A 22,330-nucleotide genomic window follows, 5' to 3' on the forward strand; every position below is an offset into this window, starting at 1 on the left:
TGAAACCCTGTCACGGGAGCCATCACCATGCTCATTATCGGCATTCTGCTCAACGTCGTCGGAATAGGTGTCCTATGTTGGGCGCTGTTCACGCTTGCTATCCATGCGTTCCCGCTTTTCGTCGGCATGACCGCAGGGATCCATTCATTTCAGGCCGCGATGGGTTCGTTTGGGGCCATCGTCATTGGCTTCATCGTAGCCTGTTGCATACTCGCGGTCGGGCGGTACGCTTTCTCTATCGCTCGCGGTCCCGTTGTCCGCCTTCTCATCGGGCTACTGTTCGCGGCTCCGGCTGCGTGTGCCGGATATCATGTGGCCCTTGCCCTTGCGCATGTCGGCATTCCCTCGGAATGGTGGCAGGAGCCGGTCGCCATGCTTGGCGCCGTCGCTATCGGGAGCACCGCCTGGGCGCGCATGTCGATGCAGACCGACCCCGCTCTCGGACCGGGGGTTGCACTCAGCCCTAATCAGTCACCGAATGGAGCGGCGACCGCGGGCCGGTGACGCCTGCGGGTCTATCGCTGTCGGTTGGGATCGGCGCGGATATCCGGCCGTCAGGCATGACCGAGACATCGTAGCCCTCTCTGACACTTCGATGGAGCCGGTCGATCTCTTTAGCCGACTACGATCGAGTGTCTCGCGCCGTCTGCGTTGTCTTCTGTCTGCCCGGCGACAACGGGGTCGCCCTTCTGTACGCCAGGTTTTCTTTTCCTTCGCCGGGAATGTGGGGCTTCTTGCGTGGGCCGATCGATAGCTGGCACCTCTCCAAAATGCTGTTCAGCGCACGCGAGCACCTCACCTCTCATTGGCTTGATCTAGCCGAAGGCCGGCTGCGCCTCGATCGCCTGAACCGCAACGGCGGCGGTGAGACTTTCTTCCCCTGGGCTAGCGCCCATTCCTCGCGAGACAAGAAAGTCTCACCGCCGCCATCCTCCGCTGCGCTTCGGCCCAAGCGGGTGCGGCGTCGATCGCCTTCGGCTTTCAGATCGCCATCGAGGCCGCGGTGGTCGCGGAGCTCGAAAACAGCAAGGAGAAGTGACATGGCTAACATCGGCTCATTCAAGAAGTCCGGCCAGGAATTCCAGGGCGAGATCGTCACCCTGAGCCTTCAGACCAGGGGCGTCCGCATCGTCCCCGAGACAGACCGGACCAACGACAACGCGCCGAGCCACCGGGTCTACGTCGGCCGAGCCGATTATGCGGAGTGAGGTATTATGCGGAGTTCTGGGTAAATCAGCGTTGGATTCCGGGCGTTTTGTGCCTCATTGCTCTGCATAATCCCAACCTGTTGACCTGCGGAACGGCCCAAGTTCCGTGCTCGCCACCTTAAGCTTGAAGGTTCTTTGGGCTATGCTGACCGGTGACGCGTTCGCCGCCGGCATGGACTTTGATTTTGGTAGACGAGAAAGAAGCTGAACAAGAAATCGCTCGTATTCGTCAGCGCCTGACAGCCCTGGATGCTGAGCGGGCTGAGCTTGAAAGTGCGCTCGCCACGCTTGAGCAAAAGCTGGCGTCTGTCAGGCTTTCCGATGAACCGTCGCTTTTTGTGGATGCGCCGGTCACCAATAATTCGCCGTCGGCGGACAAGGTCGCGTTGTTCCGCAATCTGTTCGCCGGGCGCCCCAACGTTTTCCCGGTTCGATGGGAAAACAGAAAGGCGGGCCGCGCAGGATATTCTCCTGCTTGCGCCAACGAATGGGCGAAGGGAATATGCGGCAAGCCGAAGGTAAAATGCGGGGAATGTCCTCATCAGGCGTTCATTCCGACTTCGGATGACATTATCGAAAAACACCTTCGCGGTGGCGGCAATCTGCGTGAGGGCGACTTCGTCGCTGGGGTATATCCCTTGCTGCAGGATGAAACATGCTGGTTTCTGGCGGCCGATTTCGACAAGGAAAGCTGGACGGAAGATGCCAGGGCGATGCTTGATACCTGTCTTGCAAAGGGAATTCCTGCCGCTCTCGAACGATCGAGATCAGGCAACGGGGGCCACGTTTGGATATTCTTCTCCGAACCCGTTCCGGCAAAGACCGCACGTCAACTCGGCGCCGCCCTGATCACGGAAACGATGGAAAATCGTCCGGAGATCGGCTTCACCTCTTATGATCGTTTGTTTCCCAATCAGGATACGATGCCGATCGGCGGCTTCGGCAATCTGATTGCTCTTCCCCTGCAAAGAAGGGCGCGGGAAAATGGCAATAGCGTCTTCGTCGACGGGAATTTACTGCCGTATGACGACCAGTGGGCATTTCTGTCATCCTTGCCCAGGCTCTCGGCTGATGCGGCGTTCAGGATCGCCGGCGAGGCGGAACGGTCGGGTCGGCTTCTCGGGGTCCGGATGCCCGTGGAAGACGAGCATGCTGACGAGCCCTGGCGAATGACGCCGTCCCGTCGCAGCGAACCCCGCCGGATAGAGGCTGCGATACCGGAGAGTATCAAAGTCGTGGTCGCGGATCAGGTGTACATTGACAGAGCCGAGCTTCCGCCGGCCCTGACTGCACAGTTCATTCGCCTGGCAGCGTTCCAGAATCCCGAATTTTATCGTGCCCAGGCCATGCGCTTGCCGACCTTCGGCAAGCCGCGGATCATCTCATGTGCGGAGCTTCATCCGCGGCACGTGGCGCTGCCTCGGGGTTGCCTCGATGAAGCAATCGAGCTCCTCAAAATCCACCGCGCCGCCGGCATTTTGGAAGATCATCGTGAAATCGGCAAGCCGCTGCCTATGGAACTGTCCTTCCAGGGAGAATTGCGACGGCCACAGTTGAAAGCCTTCGACGCACTTGTTCCTCATGATCATGGCGTGCTGGCTGCCACGACCGCATTTGGAAAAACCGTTGTGGCTGCGGCGCTCATCGCTCGACGCGCCCGAAATACGCTTGTCCTTGTTCACCGGCGCGAATTGCTCGATCAGTGGGTCGAACGGCTGCGATCCTTCCTGAACATTGATCTGAAACAGATTGGAATTATCGGCGGCGGGCGGCGGAAGCCGACCGGGGTCATCGATGTCGCGCTGATCCAGAGCCTTGTCCGAAACCGTGAAGTCTCGGATCTCGTAGCCGATTACGGTCACCTCGTTGTTGATGAATGTCACCATCTGTCTGCCGCGAGCTTCGAACTGGTGGCACGTCGATCAAAAGCACGATTTGTTCTGGGTCTTTCTGCGACCGTCGCGCGCAAGGATGGGCATCATCCGATCATCTTCATGCAATGCGGCCCTGTCCGTCATCGAGTTGATGCCAGGCAGCAGGCTTTCGAACGTGGCATTCATCACCGCGCGCGGGATCGCTCGACGAAATTTGAATTGCCGGCATTGCTGGCGTCGGCGGAACGGCCGTCTATGCCAGCGATTTACGCCGCTTTGGCTCAGGACAGCCGGAGAAACGATCTCATCTTCGATGATGTCCTGAAATCGCTGGAGGCAAAGCGTTCGCCGGTTGTTCTGACCGAGCGGAAGGATCACCTCGAATACCTTCGGAATCGGTTCTCACCGTTTGTAAAGAATCTCGTCGTTCTGCGTGGCGGCATGTCGGCTGCCGAGCGCAAAATCGCCAAAGCGGCTTTGCGTGTATCTGACGATCAGGAGCGCCTGATACTAGCCACAGGCCGGTATATTGGGGAAGGGTTCGATGACGGCAGGCTCGATACGTTGTTCCTGACCATGCCTATCTCCTGGAAAGGAACATTGGCCCAGTACGTTGGCCGGCTCCATCGTCAACATGACGGGAAAACAGACGTTCTCGTTGTCGACTACGTCGATAGCGCTGTGCCGGTTCTGGCTCGCATGGCTGCAAAGCGGCGAACCGGATACAGAGCGCTCGGCTATGCGATCGAATAGCCGATCGAGAAGATAACGTCCAAGCAGCTACCTGCGCTACGCTACTGTGCTCGGTGTGATAATCCCGAGGGAAGAGCCGCGACGGCTCGGCGGGCGAGCCGTCGCGGCAGCGGTCGGTCAGCGCGACCAGACCAGGGTGTAGTCGGTCTCGCCCTTGAAGAGGTTGGCGTAGATCGGCGCCGGGAAGGAGGGATCGTCGAGCTTGACCGAGTGATACTCGGTGTTCTCCTTCGAGGTGCGGTGCCACGCGGCCCCTATCTCGACGTTGCCCACCAGCACCCGCAGGTCGGGGGCCTTGTCGTTGGTGGATGCATCGGCGGGGACGAGGCGCGCCTTGATGTTGAGCGAGAGCGTCTTGATGGTGCCGGCGAACACGCCGTCTTCGCTGCGGGTGAAGGTACCGATCTGGGCCATGATAATCTCCGTTTGCTGTTTCAAGCCCGCGACCATCGCGGCCTTGATGGCGATCCGAAGCACCGGGACGGCCGACCCGCAGCCTTAAGGCCCGCAGCGCAGCGCAGGACGGCTGAAGGCAACTTGTTTGTCGCGCGAGGAAGCTGCGCAGCAGCGGGGAAAGAAGTTACTGCAAGCCGTTGCGGGGATCAGGCCGGGGAGCGAAGCGACCGCATCCTGGGGCGTGATCCGACATCAAAAAGGCCCGCGATGTTCGCAGGCTGGACAGCATGAAGGAGATGCCGGCTCAGAGCACCGCCGCGGCGATGACGACATGTCACCGGCACCAGACCGCTCTGCGAGGCACAAGCGCACCCATCCGGCACCCGAGCGAACGAGAAGGTCCGGCCGCATCCGTGCCCGGGGCAATCGCGAAGCGCGCTCGGAAGCGACCGAGGGAACACTGAGCGAGATGCGCACTGAATCCAAAATGGCACCGATCTTCTGTGGACAGACGAATTTGTCTCGGTATCCCGCGATCCGCAGGACGTGAGACACCTCATGCTGTGGCCTCCAAGCAAATAAAGGAGGCAATCATGCTGAAGCAGAAACGCAGGCATTGGAACAGCGTAGAGAGTCGGCTGCACTTTGCAAAACCGTACGTCGATGGCTTCGAGAACTGGCTTCAAGATCATGGATACACGCCGAGCACCATTGAAGAGAAGGTGCGGCTACTCGCAGGCTGGACCAACTGGATGCATGCGGCAGGTTTTACGCTTGACGATGCTTTGGACGGGCTCACTGCGTCCGCGGCGGTCTTCAAAGGGAAGAAGAGCATCCGCGCATACGCCGGCGCAGGTCGGCTGTTCATCCGCTATCTTCAAGATCGAGAAACCCTTCCCAGATCGGCACCACCGCCATTGCCGACAGAGATCTGGCCACTGCTTGCGGCATTCCGGCGCTGGATGCGTGACCAACGGGGTGTCGCCAACTCGACGCTCGATACCTATCAGTCGACCTTGGTCGATCTTCTCGAAGCGCTCGGCGACAACCCGGCAGCCTTTACCGCCCATGCAATCCGGGCCTTTGTCCTTGAACGGGCCAGGCCGCACAGCCGTGGGCGCGCCCAATCGATTGCAGTTGCGACGCGCGCGTTCCTGCGATTCCTGGTGGCGACCGGACGATGCCCGGTAGGACGGGATTACGCCGTTCCCGGCTTCGCCAACTGGCAATTGGCATCGACCCCGAGGTTCCTTGGTGCCGATGATATCGACCGCACCATCGCCGCTTGCGAGGGCGAAGGCCGGTTGCGCGACAAGGCGATTATCTTGCTCCTTGCCCGTCTTGGGCTGCGGGCCAGTGAAGTGGCCAACCTGAAATTGGCCGACGTCGATTGGCGGAATGGGCGCATTACCGTCGCCGGAAAATCCAGACGCGAGGAGTGGCTTCCGCTGACCCAAGAGGTCGGCGATGCGATGATTGCCTACATCGAGCGAGTCAGGCCACCGTTGTCGACGCCCCGTTTGTTCATCACCGAAGCCGCCCCGGTTCGACCGCTGACCCGTATCGCCATCAAATGCATCGTGCGTCGCACGCTGCTCCGAGCCGGGATCAAAAGTGCCCATCAAGGAGCCCATGTGCTGCGCCATTCCGCAGCCACGACGATGCTTCGGCACGGCGTCAGTTTGACAGGCGTCGGCGCAGTCCTGCGTCACCGATCGCTGGCAATGACGATGCACTACGCCAAGGTGGACTTCGCCCTCTTGTCGGAGATCGCGCAGCCCTGGATCGGGAGGCTGCCATGCTGAGCGACGACGCGGAACGTTACATCGAGCTTCGCCGGACGCTTGGCTTCAAGCTCCGAAAGCCGTCGCGACACCTTCAATCCTTTGCGCGCTTTGCGACGGAAAAGGGCGAGAGTTATGTCAGCGCCGCCACAGCGTTGGAATGGGCGACGATGGCGCCAACTCGGTGCACCCGGCATCGCCGCCTCGGTGACGTGGTGCGGTTCGCGCGCTTTTTGCGGGCCGAGAATGCCGCTCATGAAGTGCCGGTCATTCTCTTCGCCGAACGCGCATCGCGGCCTGTTCCGTATATCTACACGCCGGATGAATTGACTCGGATCCTTGAGGGCGCCGGCCAACTCCGCCGGCAAAAACCCAACCCCTTACGTCAGCAGCTCTATGTGATGCTGTTCGGATTGATCGCCGCCACGGGGCTGCGCGTATCCGAGGCGCTCGACCTTCGGTTCGACGACGTACTGGCCGACGGAGTCTTGCATATCCGCGACACCAAGTTCGGCAAAAGCCGGCTGGTGCCGTTGCACCCGACCGTGGTGGAGGCTCTCGCCTGCTATCTCGACAGGCGCCGCCTTGTCGCGGGATCGGACGATCACCTGTTCCCCTCGGCGAAGGGCAAGAGACTCGCCTCCAGCACGGTGAACTATACATTCCGCTGTGTCCTGCGGTTTGCGAATATTGCTCCGGAGCGGCCCCGGCGGCCGCGCATTCATGACCTTCGCCATAGCTTCGCGACGCATGTTCTGGAGCAATGCAATACCGAGCGCGACGCGGTCGCCCGACACTTCGTCGCGCTGGCGACCTATCTGGGCCACGTCGATATCAAGCACACTTACTGGTATCTACAGGCGACACCGGAGCTGATGATCGACATCGCCGCCGCAGCCGAAACGTTGATCATGGGGGAGCCCATATGACCCTCCTTGCTCCTCTGATCACCGGCTTCCTACGCGACTACATGCCCCGACAGCGGGGCTATAGCTCGCATAGCTGCGAAGCCTATGCCTACAGCTTCCGGCTCTTGTTTGCCTTCGCGGCTAAGCGCATCGGGACAAGACCGTCGCAGCTTCTTATCGAACAGCTGGACGCGCCTTTGATCCTGGACTTTCTTGGTCACATCGAGCGCGAGCGTGGCAATGGTGTCGCCACCCGCAATCTGCGCCTTGCCGCGATCAAGACGTTCATGCGCTACGTCGAATACCAGGTACCTTCGGCTCTGGAGCAGATCGGTCAGATCCACGCCATCCCCGTCAAGCGCCACGATCAGAAGCTTATCCGTCACCTGGTCATGGTGGAGGTGCGCGCGATCCTGAATGCGCCGGACCTCACGACACGTCTGGGCGTACGCGATCGGGCGATGATGCATCTTTGCTTCGCGGCCGGACTGCGTGTCTCAGAACTGGTGGGAGCCATGATGGCTAATTTATCTCTGCAGAGTCCGCCGAGCCTTATGGTCTTGGGCAAGGGGCGTAAGGAGCGATGTCTTCCACTCTGGAAAGAAACCGCGGCCGATCTGCGGGCGTGGCTGACGCTGCGGGGATCCGTTCGTGTGCCCGAGCTCTTCGTCAATGCCGAGGGAGCGCCGATGACGCGAGCCGGCTTCGAATATGTGCTGGCGAAGCATGCTCAAGCGGCGGCCGAGACGTGTCCGTCGTTACGCGACCGTTCGATATCGCCTCATCAGCTGAGGCACAGTTGCGCGGTGATCATGTTGCAGGCCACGCACGACATTCGAAAAGTGGCGCTTTGGCTGGGGCACGCCGATATCCGCACGACGGAGGTCTACCTGCGGATGGATCCCTCCGAAAAGCTGGAGGCGGTTGAAGCGGTCATTCCGCCGGAGCTGCGGCGCGGGCGGTTCAAAGCTCCGGATGCGTTGATCGCCTCTCTGTTAGCGGACACATCGCCGCCGCCGGCGTGAAAAAGCCGAGCTGCACCGAGTGGTCGCGATCCGTCGAGGTTCTCTCGGTGCAGCCCCTCGTTCGCATGAGTTGCCCAGGCAGTCCAGATCCTCACGGTTCGGTCGTGAATCGCTCGATGATGCGCTTGTGCCTCGCAGAGCGGTCTGGTGCCGGTGACATGTCGTCATCGCCGCGGCGGTGCTCTGAGCCGGCATCTCCTTCATGCTGTCCAGCCTGCGAACATCGCGGGCCTTTTTGATGTCGGATCACGCCCCAGGATGCGGTCGCTTCGCTCCCCGGCCTGATCCCCGCAACGGCTTGCAGCAACTTCTTTCCCCGCTGCTGCGCAGCTTCCTCGCGCGACAAACAAGTTGCCTTCAGCCGTCCTGCGCTGCGCTGCGGGCCTTAAGGCTGCGGGTCGGCCGTCCCGGTGCTTCGGATCGCCATCAAGGCCGCGATGGTCGCGGGCTTGAAACAGCAAACGGAGATTATCATGGCCCAGATCGGTACCTTCACCCGCAGCGAAGACGGCGTGTTCGCCGGCACCATCAAGACGCTCTCGCTCAACATCAAGGCGCGCCTCGTCCCCGCCGATGCATCCACCAACGACAAGGCCCCCGACCTGCGGGTGCTGGTGGGCAACGTCGAGATAGGGGCCGCGTGGCACCGCACCTCGAAGGAGAACACCGAGTATCACTCGGTCAAGCTCGACGATCCCTCCTTCCCGGCGCCGATCTACGCCAACCTCTTCAAGGGCGAGACCGACTACACCCTGGTCTGGTCGCGCTGACCGACCGCTGCCGCGACGGCTCGCCCGCCGAGCCGTCGCGGCTCTTCCCTCGGGATTATGTGGAGCGCGGCGATCCCGAAACCCGCGGAAAACCTGCACTCAGACAACACCGCTCCGCATAATCCCGCGCTATGCATAATCGGCTTTATGCGGTGCACCGCATAAAGCCGAGATAGGGGCCGCCTGGCCGAAGCGTTCCACCGAGGGTCGCGATTATCTCTCGGTCAAGCTGGACGATCCGAGCTTCAACGCTCCGATCTACGCCAACCTCTTCGACGACGAAGACGCCGAGACCTTCACCCTGATCTGGTCGCGGTCGCGCAAGAACGGCGACTGAACCAGGTCAGCGAGCCAACGCCCCGCTCATCCGAGCGGGGCGTTTCGCCATCTGCTTGATGGCGGCGCCAGCTAGCGTCCTGCGATCCCCGCGCTCCGCGCCATCGCGGCTTCACATTTTCGCGGATACGCATCGGCCGAAACGCAGGCTTCAGCCTTTTCGTTTTGGCGCTTTCGTTCGTTCACCACGCGCTTCATCGTCCGGCTGCACGAGATCGATGTGGCTGATGCCAAGGGCAGCAGCGAGATGGAAGAGGGTCACGACCGTCGGATTGCGTCGCCCTCGTTCGAGATCACTTACATATTGCTGGGTGAAGCCCGAGATCTCGGCGAATTGCTCCTGGGTGAAGCCTTTCTCCCTCCGTAGCTTCCCGAAATTCCGGCCCACGAGCTTGCGCATATCCATATGCGCAAATTGCGTCTTTACACATTATCAGGTTTATCCCTTATAATGTGTATTCGCGGCTATTCGGTTCTGCCATCTGGAGTAGGGCAAAACAATGGCGTAGCCTGTCTTTGGAGGCATACGTTATACCTTTGACGTCACCCGTTGAGCACCAGGATGACACTTCAAAAACCCCCACTCGATCCCGATGTGGCAGACATGGCGCCATCTGTCCCCACACTGACGGACTATGACATGGAGCATCTAGTGACCTATTTGCGGTTGCTCGATGCCGATTCGGAAGGTGCCGACTGGCGTGAAGTCGCGCGGATCGTGTTGCATCTCGATGCCGAGCGTGAGCCGGATCGCGCGCGGCATGCGTTGGATAGTCATCTGGCCCGCGCCAAATGGATGACGGAGCATGGCTACCGGCATCTGCTGCGTGCCGGCAACCCGTAAATGAAATAACTTACTTCAATCTAGGGCCCTCGCAGAGCGAATGTTCTTTCGGATTCTCGTGACCGCGTATGCGCATCGCGTGATGCGGATAATGGGTCTATCAACAACCTTCGATTGTGAAGATGATATCGCGTTCTTCCTGACCGGCGCACGTGACAGGGGAAACGATGCGATGTCTCATTCTGATTGGCGATCAACTGCGGCGTATGATCGCCCCGGCTTTGCCTGGGAATACGTTCGCCGCAATCCGGCCTATCGCCGCGATTGTCGTGCGCTCGCGCATTCGAAACCTGATGCTTCTGTGACCACAGCGTTTAGAAGGAGATGGGGCCTTTGCTTTTGTGACTGACCCGGCGGGGTCGTCGCAGGATCAAGTCATCTTCTGGGCTCCGGAAGTTTTGCCGGACATCGTTCCGGTTGTTCGAAGCACAGCTGCCTTCAGTACCCATGGCCTCGGCCTCGTCGAGCTGTCGACAGCGGAATGCCGGCAGGCCGCGGACGGCTGGCATCTGCTGCTGCGTCTGAACGGCGTCGAACATCGGCTGTGGCTGAGGGAGCCTCCGGTAATTGGCGTGCCCTACGCCGCCGAATTGCCGTTTGATGAAGATTTCGAGTCGCGCGCCCATGCGGCGGGCCGTCTCTGGCGCGCGCTCAGTGGGTACCCTGCCGGTCCCACATTTCAAGAACTGTCCCTACAGCGGCGACAGAGGCTGGCGCTTGCGTTGCGTGCGCTCGACGCCTGGGGTGAAGATAACACCTACCGCGCCATCGCCGAGGGATTGTTCGGCGCCAAGGATATCTCCGAACGGGCATGGAAAACCCACGATCTGCGGAACCGCACCATCCGCCTGGTACAAACCGGGCTTGCGCTGATGCGCGGCGGCTATCGCGAACTGCTCCGTCCGAGCCGGCGCAAGAAATAGCGGATGATGTCTGTGTGGAGGGGGTGCCGAAATTCGTCACCCCATCATCGGCATCCCCCTTTGCACGTCATCTCCGCCATCGTGACCCCTGATGCGCCGCGAACCTCGCGGGCGCTCCATGAGTTCACGGAGTTTTCCAGATGTCCGATCCAAACGCCGGCTTGCCGCCGCGATACCTGCGCACGCCCGAAGCCGCGCGATTCCTCAGCCTCTCCGGCCGCACACTGGAAAAGCACCGGACCTACGGCACCGGTCCCACTTATCGAAAGCTTGGCGGTCGCGTCGTCTATGCGATCGCCGATCTGGAAGCCTGGGCCAAACGCGGGATCCGCGAATCAACCTCCGATTCCGGCGCCGGGACCGTGTTGCCCGCCAAACGCCATCCCGCGGCTTTGCGCCCCTATGCCGGCCAGACGCGCCGCTGATCGCCACGGGAGCGTAGTGACGATGCGACGCAGACCCCATTCAGAACGCGAGCAGCTCGACCTGTTCCGTGCGCTTCCCGGCGATCTCGCAGCCCGCGATGCCCAGGATCACATGGCCTATCCCTTCTTCTCGCTGGCCAAATCCAGGCGCATCGTTCCGATCGACTTTCGCGCCGGCAAGATCGCCATTCGCGTCGAGGCCGTGCCGGAGCACGGCATGGCGACCATCTGGGATGCGGACGTTCTGATCTGGGCGGCTTCCCAGATCGTCGAGGCCCGCGACGCCGGTTTGAAGACATCGCGGCTGATGGCCGCGACGCCATACGAAATCCTGACCTTCGTCGGCCGCGGCACCAGCGCCCGCGACTACGACCGGCTCAAAGCTGCGCTCGATCGGTTGCAATCGACCACCGTCATGACGTCGATCCGCCAGCCGACGGAGCGCCGGCGGCACCGCTTTTCCTGGATCAACGAATGGAAAGAGACGGCCGATGCACACGGCCGACCACGCGGATTGGAGCTGATCCTGGCTGACTGGTTTTACGCCGGTGTGCTGGACGAAGCGCTCGTCCTCACCATCGACCGAGCGTATTTCGACCTGACCGGTGGCCTGGAGCGCTGGCTCTATCGCCTCGTGCGCAAGCACGGCGGACGCCAGACCGGCGGCTGGAGTTTTGATTTCGTTCATCTGCACGCCAAGTCTGGCAGCCTCTCGCCGCTGAAGCATTTTGCCTACGATCTCCGGGAGATCGTCCGCCGCCAGACCTTGCCTGGCTATCGACTCGTCATCGATCGCAGTCTTCGCGGCGCTGAACGCCTCAACTTCACACCCATTCCTGTCGATCCGCTCACGGCCGCTCGGCGCCGTCGCGGGCTCGCAACCGCATCGGTGGACAAGCTGTGAATCATTTCGTGCTATCGGGGACGAGAACTCGCGTGCCATCGGGGACCCGATCCTCGTGTTTTCGGGGACCGAAACCGAACGTAACGTTCTGGCGCTCAAATACTTTTCGCGCTCGTAACTTTACTAACCCTGAATCCTGCGGATTCTTTCTAACGGACCACGCGTTTTCCACAGCGGTCAGCCGGCGAAATTTCGGGAACGGCTGCGAGGTTTCGCGAAGCGGCTCTAGGATTCTCGAGCCGGATTCACTTTCCAGCAGCCGAATCACGAGCAGGCCCAACAAAAAACATACGCCTCTGAGCTTTTCATTTCCAGAGTCGTGTCCAGCATCCTTCCCCGGCACGACGATCGCTGCCCGACATTGTAAAGGGGGAGTGGGCAATAACGCTGCTCTTTCGCAGCACTTTACAGACGCCCCGGCTCGACACTTCTCTCACCAGGGAGAAGCACCATGAGCGACCTCACTCATGTCGAACTCCTTTGGCTGGAGAAGCGCATCGAGAACTGGATTCGCTTCGGCCATGCTGCCGAGGAACAGATTCTCGATAAGCGGCGGCGAATCCTTTCGTTTGCGCCCGGCAGCAGTTTTGCGTTCGTGCGCTGGGCCTCCAACGACTTCGGCACCGTTATCTCACGCGTCGATATCTTGCGGGCTGTCGCACCCGGCCAGCGCTGCGCGACCGTGCCTTATGTCCGACCTGGCGGCGAACCGCTGTTGCGCCTGTCAGGTTGGCCCAAGGTCGAACGCGTGTTGCAGATTGTCGACGCCATCGAGGCGCTCGGCATCGACCCGGCCGACGTGGCCCCGGATTACTGGCACCACGTCCACAACCGTGTATCCGTTAATGAAGTGCCTCGCGCTTACACGCGCTCGCGCCATCAGGCCTGGCTGCATCGTCGGAGGATCGCGCTTTGACGGGCCGCGTGATGACGCTCCTGACAACGCTGGTGGCTGCAGCCGCTGTGCTGTCATCGATCGCGGCGAGACCGGTTCCCCGGTTTCTATGGAACGCTTCCGAAAGCGTGCCCATCGGCCTCTACCTGATGCAGCCGACCGGCCGATTGTTCGTCACCGAACTCGTCGCGGTCCTGCCGCCCGAACCGACAACGACATTCCTGGCCGATGGCCATTATTTGCCGCGCGGCATTCCCATGCTGAAGCGCGTGCTGGCGCTTCCTGGGCAGACCGTGTGCAGGGAGGAAGTCAGGATCACCATCGACAAGATCGAGATGGGGGTGGCGCGCGAGCGTGACAGCCGCGGTCGCCCGCTTCCCATCTGGCAGGGCTGTCGCGAAATCGCCGATGGCGAAGTGTTCCTCATGAACTGGCAGTCGGCGGATTCCCTCGACGGGCGATATTTCGGGGTGCTTCCGACAAGCGCGATCATCGGACGGGCGGAGCCTCTCTGGACTGGCGAGGAGGAATGATCGTGACGCAAAACTGTAAGCGTTCTGCCATTCCTTTGTTCGGTCAAAACGCGGACCATTCCTCCGTCCCGGCTGATGTTCGCATCGCCATCGCGCGCGGCGGCGGTCCAGGGCGGCCATCAGACCGGCGCGCCAGCGCTTCACCCTTGACGGCCGCGAGCACGATGGCAGCGTTGCGATCTCTCGGGAAGATGCTGTGGATCTTCGCGATCATGGCAGCATTTGTGCTGTCGAGCGGAGCGGCGCATGCCGGCCAAGCATCGCCGGCGACGCATCGAGCGAGCGGTAAATCGTTCCATCCCTTTGCAGAGTTTGTCACCGAAGCATCCAGGCGTTTCGCGGTCCCAGAACATTGGATACGCGCGGTGATGCGCGTCGAGAGTGGTGAAAAACCACGAGCACGGTCGCGAAAGGGCGCCACGGGCCTGATGCAGATCATGCCGAAAACCTGGGCCGAATTGCGTGCTCGCTACGGTCTCGGCGCCGATCCCTACGACCCCCACGACAATATTCTGGCCGGCGCTGCCTACATCAGGGGACTCTATGATCGTTACGGCGCGCCGGGGTTCCTTGCCGCCTACAATGCCGGACCAGGACGCTACGAACGTCATCTGGCGACAGGTCGACCGCTGCCGGCTGAGACGCAGGCCTATGTTGCGACACTCGCGCCGATGATTAAGAGCACGCGGACCGAGGTGCAGATTGCTGCCGTCGAAAGTTCGTTTGCCTGGGTCAACTCATCATTATTCGCGGCGCGCAGCGCGGGCACCTTAACCGATAGTAAATCATCCGCTGACATGCGTCAGAACCCTTCACCGCGCACCCACGCCGTTGTCGATTTATCGGCCCTCGTGCCGCAGTCGGGCAACCTGTTCGTGCGTCTCACCAGAGGAATCAGATCGCAATGATCGAGATCGCGCTTCATCGCACTGCGTCGCGGCGTGTCGCATGTTTTGGTGTGAGGCAGTCGGTGCAGAGAGATATCAGACACGGATGGCGAGATAAAAGCGCCGACTGCCGTCGCGCTGATATGGCTGGGGCAGTGAGAGAAGTAGGGCTTTTCAACAAATCGGTAGCCGACATTTTCTCAAGAATAGCAAGCAAATCAACACTGCCAGCGCCATCCCTCGTTTCAAGTCGATGGAGACCACGATGAAGCCGCGCGATGATGAACTGCGGATACGTCCGGGTCGTATCCGCGACAGGGGACGGGGTGCTGCGAAGCCAAAGTCCTTCGTTGGCGAGGTCATGCGGGCTGCGAGGAAGGCCGGATATTCGGGCCAGGGCTTTGGTCGGGAAAAGCGAGGTAGCGGTTCCAGCTTCGGCAGGGGCCGGTCCGCGGCCTTGGCGCTGTCGTTCCGCTCGCCGTCCCGCCGGGTTGTGATCAAGGCGCGCGTGGTTCGGCATCGGGGAACTAAATTCCGCCCGGCGCCACTTTCCAAGCACGTCGCCTATTTGAAGCGGGACGGCGTCACCCGCGATGGCGTGAACGCCCGGATGTTCGATACAGGGTCCGACGCCGTCGATGAACGCGCCTTCGCTGAGCGATGCGAGGAGGATCGCCACCATTTCCGCTTTATCGTTTCGCCGGAGGATGCGGCCGAGATGGCAGACCTTCGCGCCTTTGCCCGTGAGCTGATGGTCGATGCCGAGCGCGACCTCGGCACCAAACTCGACTGGGTGGCGGTCGATCATTGGAATACCGACAATCCACATATTCACGTGCTGGTTCGTGGACGCGCCGACGACGGCCGGGATCTCGTCATCAGCCGTGACTACATCAGCCGGGGTTTCCGAGCCCGCGCCGAGGAGCGCGCCACCCTTGAGCTCGGGCCGCGCAGCGAGCATGAGATCCAGTCCGCCATGGAGAAGGAGGTCGAAGCCGAACGCTGGACCGGCCTTGACCGTGCATTGCGCCACATGGCGGACGAAGGCGCCGGCATTGCCGATCTACGTCCTGGCTCGCCCGACACGGATGCCGAGTTGCGCCGCCTCATGCTCGGTCGAGCCGCTAAACTCGAGCGCCTTGGCCTGGCCGAACGGGTGGCACCGGCCTGCTTCGCCCTGACGCCTGGCCTCGAACAAACGCTTCGCGAACTCGAGAATCGCGGCGACATCATCAAGACGATGCACCGGGCCATGACCGGAGCTGGGCGCGAGCCGGATATTTCCGGTTTTGCCCTTCACGGCGACGACCCCGCAGACCCCGTGCTCGGCCGCCTGGTACAGCGTGGTCTGCATGATGAGTTGACGGGGTCCGCCTATGCCATTGTCGGAGGGGTCGACGGCAGGACGCATCATCTGAAGTTCTCGGATCTTGAGCTGACAGGCGATGCCGCGCCAGGTGCGATCGTCGAGGCGCGCGCCTATGAGGATGCGCAGGGCCGGAAGCGGCTCTCGCTCGCGATCCGGTCGGACCTTTCCCTGCAGCAGCAGATCGCAGCTCCAGGTGCAACGTGGCTGGACCGTCAGCTTCTTGCGCGTGAGCCTGTCGCGACGGGCAGCGGCTTTGGCGCGGAGGTTCGGGAAGCCATGGACCGTCGCGTGGAACATCTCGCCGGTGAGGGGCTTGCGCGCCGGCAGGGCCAGCGGACTATCTTCGTGCGCGATCTGCTCGATACCCTGCGGAGGCGCGAACTGAACGATGCAGCCGGCAAGATCGCCACCGAGACCGGGCTTGTCTATCGGGCGTCGGCGGAAGGGGAACACGTCGCCGGCATCTTCCGGCAGCGGGTCACCTTGAGTTCCGGCCGGTTCGCCATGATCGATGACGGCCTCGGCTTTCAACTCGTACCCTGGCGCCCGGCACTCGAACAGCAGCTTAGCCGTCACGTCTCCGGCGTCATGTTGCCGAGCGGCGGGGTCGACTGGAGTTTTGGTCGAAAGCGTGGGCTCGAGCTCTGACATCTGGTGACAGAGCTCTATCGGCAGGATGATCTCGGTGGGCATCGGTGATTCCACGCCACACTACGCCTGCACACGAGGCCGGGGATTGAGCGGTTGCAACGGAATTAGCTTTTCTGTCTCTGCACACGGACACGCACAATCGAGGATGGAGGCGAGAAGCGATGCCGTATATCGAAGCAAGCGGCGCAAGGCTTTATTTTGAAGAAAGCGGTTACGGCTATCCTATCATTTTCATCCATGAATTCGCATCCGACATGCGCGGATGGGATGCCCAGGTCAGCCGCTTTTGCCGGGGTTACCGCTGCATCGCCTTCAATGCGAGGGGATATCCGCCGAGCGATGTGCCCGAAAATCTCTTATCCTATGGTTGGGAAATTGCGGTCGACGATGTCGCGGCCCTGATGCGGGGGCTTGAAATCGAGCGCCCCCATCTGGTTGGCCTGAGCATGGGCGGCTATACCGCCCTGCAGTTCGGGTTGCGCCATCCGGACAAGGTGAACGCGATTGTCGCTGCCTCCGTCGGGTCCGGCTCGCATCTCTCCCACCGCGACGCCTGGTTGAAGGAGACGTCCGTTCTCGCACGCCTCTTCAGCGAGCATGGAATGGCCTCCCTGGCCGAGCGGATGGCGCGAGGTCCGGCCCGCATCCAGCTCAGGTACAAGGACCCGAGAGGCTGGCAGGAATTTATCGAGCGTTTGCGTCGGTATTCGCCACAGGGAATGTCGAACACCATGGCGCGCTGTCAGGCGTTACGGCCTTCACTCGATGAAATGTGCAACCAGCTTTCAAAGATGACAATTCCGGTCTTGCTCGCCGTGGGCGATGAGGATGCCCGCTGCCTGGAGCCCAACCTGCTCCTCAAATTCCACGCTCCCCAATGCCGGACTCTGGATCAGCCAAAACACCGGCCATGCGATCAATCTGGAAGAGCCCGCGACTTTCAACGCCCAGGTCGCAAGCTTTCTCAATGCCGTCGAGCGCGGAAGCTGGCGCCGGCGATATCTGCCGGGCCGAGGCGCTCCTGAATCCGTTAGGCAACGGTCCTCCTGTAAGGATAGTTCAGCCGACAGGCTCGATCAGGATCAGGATCAGGAACTTCAAGTGCGACACGGCTGAGACCACCAATCGTTCTCGCGAATAACGATTTCAAACGAGTTGCCACCATGAAACCCCGAGTTGGCATTTATCTCAGTGAAGCCATGGCCGCACGGCTGGCGGAGGCGGCGAGGCGTCCCGGTGCGACAAAATCGGCGCTCGTCGAGGCAGCCCTCGATCGCTTCCTTGGCTCCGACGATGATGTCGGGGATGAGGCTACGGTCGTACACCACCTCGCCGGATTGAGCCGCCAGATCGAGCAACTCGACCGCAATCTCAGGATTGCCAATGAGACAGCAGCACTTCATGCGCGGTTTCATCTGGCAATAACCCCGATATTGCCGGCCGCCACGCAAGGCGCCGCATGCGAACTCGGAGCAGAGCGGTTTGAAGAATTTGCCGCGCAGGTCGGACGGCGCGTCGACCTCGGGGTCTCTCTTGTCGAGGAGACGATCGAGAGGGTCGACGCGAGAAGGGCGGATGCTCTGGCTAGCGATCCCGCGGATGGCGATCCGTCAAGCCCCGGATCTCCCCCTCGCGAACGAGATGTCCGCTCATCGATGTCGGTTGACGAAGCATCCACGCATATTGCTGCCGTCCGGGAGGACGGCAGCAGCAGTGGCTTTCCCGAACGGACCGGCGGCGCACTCCATTGAGGAGAAAGGCGAGGCGGCGGAAACCTCGCGACGACCTGTGCCGTCCTGGCTTACGGCACCGAGACAGCGGATAGAAGAGCAGGTTGAACGCCGATCCTTGATCCTGCGCGTCTTCCTGCCGTTCGTCGCCGGCTATTACATCGCCTACCTCTTCCGGACCATCAATGCGGTCATGGCCGCGCCACTGGCCGCGGAATTGGGACTGGGTGCCGACGACCTTGGTTTGCTCACATCCGTCTACTTCCTGACCTTTGCGGCAGCCCAGATACCGATCGGAATTCTACTCGATCGATATGGTCCGCGGCGGATTCAGAGTGCGCTATTGTTGGTGGCGGCGCTCGGTTCTGCGCTGTTCGCGATATCGGAGCAATTCTGGCTGCTTCTGGCCGGCCGGGCGTTGATCGGTCTCGGGGTCGCCTCTGCCTTGACCGCGGGATTGAAGGCGCTCGTCCTCTGGTTTCCCGGCGAACGCGTGCCGCTCCTCAACGGACTGATGGTCATGCTCGGTGCGCTGGGTGCGGTAACCGCGACATTGCCGGCGGACATGTTACTTGCCTCGATCGGCTGGCGAGAGCTGTTTGGCTTGTTTGCGGCGCTAAGTGTCGCCGCCGCGGTACTGGTCTATATGGTCGTGCCCGAGAAGGAGAGGATGACAAGTGGCGCGATTCCGGACGGCTTAAGGAAGGTTTACGCCGATCCGCGCTTCTGGCGTGTGGCGCCGCTATCGGCTGCCTGCATCGGAACGGCCTGGGCGCTTCAGGGACTTTGGGCGGCGCAATGGCTTGCCGACGTCGATGGCTTCGCAAGGGAAGGGGTGGTCCAGCATCTGTTTGCCATGGCGGTTGCGCTTGGCCTCGGTGCGATCCTGCTCGGGACGATTGCCAGTCGGTTGCGCAAGCGCGGTGTTGGACCGGAGATGTTGCTGGGACTTGTCGCGATAGTCTTTATTGCAGCTCAACTGGCGCTGATCCTCCGTGTGCCCGTGCCATCGTTCTTTCCGTGGACGGTGGTGGCCGCGGTGGGAGCTGCAACCGTGCTCAGTTTTGCGATTTTGGCCGATTATTTTCCAAGGGAGCTGGCCGGGCGTGCCAACGGAGCCTTGAATCTATTCCAGATGGCTTCGCAAGGGAAGGGGTGGTCCAGCATCTGTTTGCCATGGCGGTTGCGCTTGGCCTCGGTGCGATCCTGCTCGGGACGATTGCCAGTCGGTTGCGCAAGCGCGGTGTTGGACCGGAGATGTTGCTGGGACTTGTCGCGATAGTCTTTATTGCAGCTCAACTGGCGCTGATCCTCCGTGTGCCCGTGCCATCGTTCTTTCCGTGGACGGTGGTGGCCGCGGTGGGAGCTGCAACCGTGCTCAGTTTTGCGATTTTGGCCGATTATTTTCCAAGGGAGCTGGCCGGGCGTGCCAACGGAGCCTTGAATCTATTCCACATCGGCATGGCTTTCGCCGTGCAATACGGGACCGGCGTCGATGGCTTCGCAAGGGAAGGGGTGGTCCAGCATCTGTTTGCCATGGCGGTTGCGCTTGGCCTCGGTGCGATCCTGCTCGGGACGATTGCCAGTCGGTTGCGCAAGCGCGGTGTTGGACCGGAGATGTTGCTGGGACTTGTCGCGATAGTCTTTATTGCAGCTCAACTGGCGCTGATCCTCCGTGTGCCCGTGCCATCGTTCTTTCCGTGGACGGTGGTGGCCGCGGTGGGAGCTGCAACCGTGCTCAGTTTTGCGATTTTGGCCGATTATTTTCCAAGGGAGCTGGCCGGGCGTGCCAACGGAGCCTTGAATCTATTCCACATCGGCATGGCTTTCGCCGTGCAATACGGGACCGGCGTCGTGGTCCATCAATGGACGCTTGAAGCGGGGCATTATCCTGCAATTGCCTATCAGACCGCCTTTGCCGTCAACCTGATATTCCAAATCGCCGCGTGGATATGGTTTGTGATGCCACGAGGGTTCCTTCATCGAGGAAAAGCCGCCCACCTCCGTCCGATTCCTGGCCGGCCGCCGCCGTATGTACGCCTGGCATAGGAGTGCGCTTGCGCTCGGGGCTGATACCACCTGATGCTCCAACTCGATGTCCGCGACCAAAATAAACTGGGGCCAGATCGTCGTTGTCTTCATGGTCGTGCTCATCACCATGTGGGCGGCGACCCAATGGGTGGCCTGGAAGCTGGGTTTCCAACCGCAGCTTGGGCGGCCATGGTTCGAGCTGGGCTCTGGGGTTCCCATTTATCTGCCACCGTCGTTTTTCTGGTGGTGGTACGCCTACGACGCCTATGCGCCGCATGTCTTCGTCGAGGGCGCTTACATCGCTGCGTCAGGTGGATTTCTTTCCATTGCGGTTGCCATCGGCATGTCGGTTTGGCGGGCACGCGAAGCCAAGATAGCGGCGACGTATGGTTCAGCCCGCTGGGCTTCGGCAAAGGAAATTCGCGCCGCCGGTCTGACCTCGCCTGACGGCGTCGTGCTCGGCAGATTCGAGCGAGATTATTTGCGGCATGATGGGCCCGAACATGTGCTCTGTTTCGCGCCGACCCGCTCCGGCAAAGGTGTCGGGCTTGTGGTGCCGACCCTTCTGACCTGGCCGGGCAGCTGCATCGTCCACGACATCAAGGGTGAGAACTGGACCCTGACGTCAGGATTCCGCTCCCGACACGGCCGCGTGTTGCTGTTCGATCCGACCAATGCGGGCTCAGCAGCCTACAATCCTCTCCTGGAAGTTCGCCGCGGCGAATGGGAGGTGCGCGACGTGCAGAATGTCGCGGATGTGCTGGTAGACCCGGAAGGGTCGCTGGAACGCCGCAATCACTGGGAGAAGACCAGCCATGCGCTGCTGGTCGGCGCTATCCTCCATGTTCTCTATGCCGAGCGGGACAAAACACTCGCCGGTGTTGCAAGTTTCCTATCGGACCCAAGACGTCCGATCGAGGTGACGCTTCGCGCCATGATGACCTCAGCGCATCTTGGGGAAGCCGGGCCGCATCCGGTCATCGCCTCCGCTGCACGAGAATTGCTCAACAAGAGTGAGAATGAGCGCTCCGGCGTGCTCTCCACCGCGATGTCGTATCTCGGGCTCTATCGCGACCCCGTGGTCGCGAAGGTGACCCATCATTGTGACTGGCGTATCCGCGATCTCGTCGAAGGCGAGCGGCCCGCGACACTCTATCTGGTCGTGCCGCCCTCCGACATCAGCCGGACCAAGCCATTGGTGCGGTTGATCCTTAACCAGATCGGCCGGCGTCTGACGGAAGACCTGCACGCGAAGGGACGTCGGCATCGTCTGTTGCTGATGCTCGACGAATTTCCGGCACTTGGCCGGCTCGATTTCTTCGAATCGGCACTCGCGTTCATGGCCGGCTATGGCCTGAAGAGTTTTCTGATCGCGCAATCCCTCAATCAAATCGAAAAGGCCTATGGCGCCAATAATTCCATCCTCGACAATTGCCATGTCCGCGTGTCCTTTGCCACCAATGACGAGCGGACCGCCAAGCGCGTCTCGGATGCGCTCGGCACCGCCACCGAGATGCGCGCCATGAAGAACTATGCCGGCCACAGGCTCAGCCCCTGGCTCGGCCACCTCATGGTCTCGCGCCAGGAGACAGCGCGGCCGTTGCTCACGCCGGGCGAAGTAATGCAGCTGCCGCCCGCGGATGAATTGGTGCTTGTTTCCGGTGTCCCGCCGATCCGGGCCAGGAAGGCGCGATATTACGAAGATATCAGGCTGGCGGAGCGGATACTGCCGCCAGCCCAACCGATCGCTCATCATCCCAAGCCCGCATCATCGGATGATTGGAGCCAATTGCCTGCTCCCACCGTGCTTGCCCCCGTCGCTGTTGATCGAAACGGAAAACAGAATGTGCCCGGCAGCCCGCGGATCGGCGATCCCGCGAACGGCGGCATTCGCCGGGAGCCGGAATTGCCCCGACATGAGGAAATCGTTCCGGAGCAGGCGAAGGTCACGCCGGAATTTATTTTCGGAGAGGAAGACCCCGACGACGATGCCATACGTGCCCGAGCACTGCGACAACAAGGCCGCAGTCTCGTTCGTCAGGTGGCGATGGATCCTGGCGATGGCATGAAACTCGGGGAGTAGC

The 22,330-nt window shown here is 61.2% G+C and carries 22 protein-coding genes and 2 pseudogenes; 22 read left to right on the forward strand and 2 right to left on the reverse strand.

The window, feature by feature from the left end:
• Positions 1 to 27: 27 nt before the first annotated feature.
• From ACVIJ6_RS25160 to ACVIJ6_RS25170, 3 genes and pseudogenes are all read left to right on the forward strand, one after another.
• Positions 28 to 504 (forward strand): hypothetical protein, encoded by a 477-nt coding sequence (locus ACVIJ6_RS25160; RefSeq protein ID WP_456774909.1) that lies wholly within the window; start codon positions 28 to 30, stop codon positions 502 to 504.
• Positions 505 to 956: 452 nt separating this feature from the next.
• Positions 957 to 1,196 (forward strand): annotated as a pseudogene (locus ACVIJ6_RS25165) (DUF736 family protein); the annotation flags it as partial.
• 197 nt (positions 1,197 to 1,393) lie between these two features.
• Positions 1,394 to 3,835, forward strand: coding sequence for a TOTE conflict system archaeo-eukaryotic primase domain-containing protein (locus tag ACVIJ6_RS25170; protein ID WP_456774910.1), 2,442 nt, complete (start codon positions 1,394 to 1,396; stop codon positions 3,833 to 3,835).
• A gap of 117 nt (positions 3,836 to 3,952) precedes the next feature.
• On the opposite strand, the gene ACVIJ6_RS25175 is transcribed toward ACVIJ6_RS25170, so the two are convergent.
• Positions 3,953 to 4,249 (reverse strand): DUF736 domain-containing protein, encoded by a 297-nt coding sequence (locus ACVIJ6_RS25175; protein WP_456774911.1) that lies wholly within the window; start codon positions 4,247 to 4,249, stop codon positions 3,953 to 3,955.
• A gap of 575 nt (positions 4,250 to 4,824) precedes the next feature.
• Here ACVIJ6_RS25175 and ACVIJ6_RS25180 point away from each other — a divergent pair.
• From ACVIJ6_RS25180 to ACVIJ6_RS25200, 5 genes and pseudogenes are all read left to right on the forward strand, one after another.
• On the forward strand, positions 4,825 to 6,036 hold the full coding sequence (locus ACVIJ6_RS25180) for a tyrosine-type recombinase/integrase (RefSeq protein WP_456774912.1): 1,212 nt from the start codon (positions 4,825 to 4,827) through the stop codon (positions 6,034 to 6,036).
• Entirely contained in the window at positions 6,030 to 6,944 is a 915-nt protein-coding gene (locus tag ACVIJ6_RS25185; RefSeq protein WP_456774913.1) for a tyrosine-type recombinase/integrase, read from the forward strand. The genes ACVIJ6_RS25180 and ACVIJ6_RS25185 overlap by 7 nt, the downstream gene beginning before the upstream one ends.
• On the forward strand, positions 6,941 to 7,948 hold the full coding sequence (locus tag ACVIJ6_RS25190) for a tyrosine-type recombinase/integrase (protein ID WP_456774914.1): 1,008 nt from the start codon (positions 6,941 to 6,943) through the stop codon (positions 7,946 to 7,948). The genes ACVIJ6_RS25185 and ACVIJ6_RS25190 overlap by 4 nt, the downstream gene beginning before the upstream one ends.
• A 473-nt stretch (positions 7,949 to 8,421) precedes the next feature.
• Complete coding sequence (locus ACVIJ6_RS25195) at positions 8,422 to 8,718, forward strand: DUF736 domain-containing protein (protein WP_456774911.1); 297 nt, start codon at positions 8,422 to 8,424, stop codon at positions 8,716 to 8,718.
• Positions 8,719 to 8,881: 163 nt separating this feature from the next.
• Positions 8,882 to 9,055, forward strand: a pseudogene (locus tag ACVIJ6_RS25200) (DUF736 domain-containing protein); the annotation flags it as partial.
• A 150-nt stretch (positions 9,056 to 9,205) separates the two neighbouring features.
• Here ACVIJ6_RS25200 and ACVIJ6_RS25205 read toward each other — a convergent pair.
• Entirely contained in the window at positions 9,206 to 9,460 is a 255-nt protein-coding gene (locus tag ACVIJ6_RS25205) for a helix-turn-helix domain-containing protein (protein WP_456774915.1), read from the reverse strand.
• A 156-nt stretch (positions 9,461 to 9,616) separates the two neighbouring features.
• On the opposite strand from ACVIJ6_RS25205, the gene ACVIJ6_RS25210 reads away from it, so the two are divergent.
• From ACVIJ6_RS25210 to ACVIJ6_RS25275, 14 genes are all read left to right on the forward strand, one after another.
• Positions 9,617 to 9,898 carry a DNA -binding domain-containing protein gene (locus tag ACVIJ6_RS25210; protein WP_456777080.1) on the forward strand — a complete coding sequence of 94 codons (282 nt, stop codon included), beginning with the start codon at positions 9,617 to 9,619 and terminating at the stop codon, positions 9,896 to 9,898.
• Positions 9,899 to 10,070: 172 nt separating this feature from the next.
• The gene (locus ACVIJ6_RS25215) at positions 10,071 to 10,247 is read left to right on the forward strand and encodes a transcriptional regulator domain-containing protein (protein ID WP_456777081.1); all 177 of its coding nucleotides are present in this window, start codon (positions 10,071 to 10,073) and stop codon (positions 10,245 to 10,247) included.
• Positions 10,240 to 10,821, forward strand: coding sequence for a DUF2285 domain-containing protein (locus ACVIJ6_RS25220; protein WP_456774916.1), 582 nt, complete (start codon positions 10,240 to 10,242; stop codon positions 10,819 to 10,821). The genes ACVIJ6_RS25215 and ACVIJ6_RS25220 overlap by 8 nt, the downstream gene beginning before the upstream one ends.
• 140 nt (positions 10,822 to 10,961) lie before the next feature.
• Complete coding sequence (locus tag ACVIJ6_RS25225) at positions 10,962 to 11,246, forward strand: helix-turn-helix transcriptional regulator (protein WP_212236871.1); 285 nt, start codon at positions 10,962 to 10,964, stop codon at positions 11,244 to 11,246.
• A gap of 22 nt (positions 11,247 to 11,268) precedes the next feature.
• A complete protein-coding gene (locus tag ACVIJ6_RS25230) occupies positions 11,269 to 12,150 on the forward strand; it encodes a replication initiator protein A (protein WP_456774917.1) in 882 nt (293 codons plus the stop codon).
• A gap of 451 nt (positions 12,151 to 12,601) precedes the next feature.
• The gene (locus ACVIJ6_RS25235; RefSeq protein ID WP_456774918.1) at positions 12,602 to 13,066 is read left to right on the forward strand and encodes a DUF2840 domain-containing protein; all 465 of its coding nucleotides are present in this window, start codon (positions 12,602 to 12,604) and stop codon (positions 13,064 to 13,066) included.
• The gene (locus ACVIJ6_RS25240) at positions 13,063 to 13,578 is read left to right on the forward strand and encodes a S26 family signal peptidase (protein ID WP_456774919.1); all 516 of its coding nucleotides are present in this window, start codon (positions 13,063 to 13,065) and stop codon (positions 13,576 to 13,578) included. The genes ACVIJ6_RS25235 and ACVIJ6_RS25240 overlap by 4 nt, the downstream gene beginning before the upstream one ends.
• Complete coding sequence (locus ACVIJ6_RS25245; RefSeq protein WP_456774920.1) at positions 13,575 to 14,486, forward strand: lytic transglycosylase domain-containing protein; 912 nt, start codon at positions 13,575 to 13,577, stop codon at positions 14,484 to 14,486. Before ACVIJ6_RS25240 ends, ACVIJ6_RS25245 begins: the two co-directional genes overlap by 4 nt.
• Positions 14,487 to 14,730: 244 nt before the next feature.
• Positions 14,731 to 16,482, forward strand: a complete 1,752-nt coding sequence (locus ACVIJ6_RS25250; RefSeq protein ID WP_456774921.1) for a relaxase/mobilization nuclease domain-containing protein — start codon at positions 14,731 to 14,733, stop codon at positions 16,480 to 16,482.
• Between the two features lie 164 nt (positions 16,483 to 16,646).
• Entirely contained in the window at positions 16,647 to 17,510 is an 864-nt protein-coding gene (locus tag ACVIJ6_RS25255; RefSeq protein WP_456774922.1) for an alpha/beta fold hydrolase, read from the forward strand.
• A 138-nt stretch (positions 17,511 to 17,648) separates the two neighbouring features.
• The gene (locus ACVIJ6_RS25260) at positions 17,649 to 18,236 is read left to right on the forward strand and encodes a ribbon-helix-helix protein, CopG family (RefSeq protein WP_456774923.1); all 588 of its coding nucleotides are present in this window, start codon (positions 17,649 to 17,651) and stop codon (positions 18,234 to 18,236) included.
• A 70-nt stretch (positions 18,237 to 18,306) separates the two neighbouring features.
• Positions 18,307 to 19,497, forward strand: coding sequence for an MFS transporter (locus ACVIJ6_RS25265; RefSeq protein WP_456777082.1), 1,191 nt, complete (start codon positions 18,307 to 18,309; stop codon positions 19,495 to 19,497).
• Positions 19,473 to 20,264, forward strand: a complete 792-nt coding sequence (locus tag ACVIJ6_RS25270) for a hypothetical protein (RefSeq protein WP_456774924.1) — start codon at positions 19,473 to 19,475, stop codon at positions 20,262 to 20,264. Before ACVIJ6_RS25265 ends, ACVIJ6_RS25270 begins: the two co-directional genes overlap by 25 nt.
• 46 nt (positions 20,265 to 20,310) lie before the next feature.
• A complete protein-coding gene (locus tag ACVIJ6_RS25275) occupies positions 20,311 to 22,329 on the forward strand; it encodes a conjugal transfer protein TraG (RefSeq protein ID WP_456774925.1) in 2,019 nt (672 codons plus the stop codon).
• The last annotated feature ends 1 nt before the right edge of the window (position 22,330 follow it).

The organism is Bradyrhizobium sp. USDA 4369 (assembly GCF_054056435.1).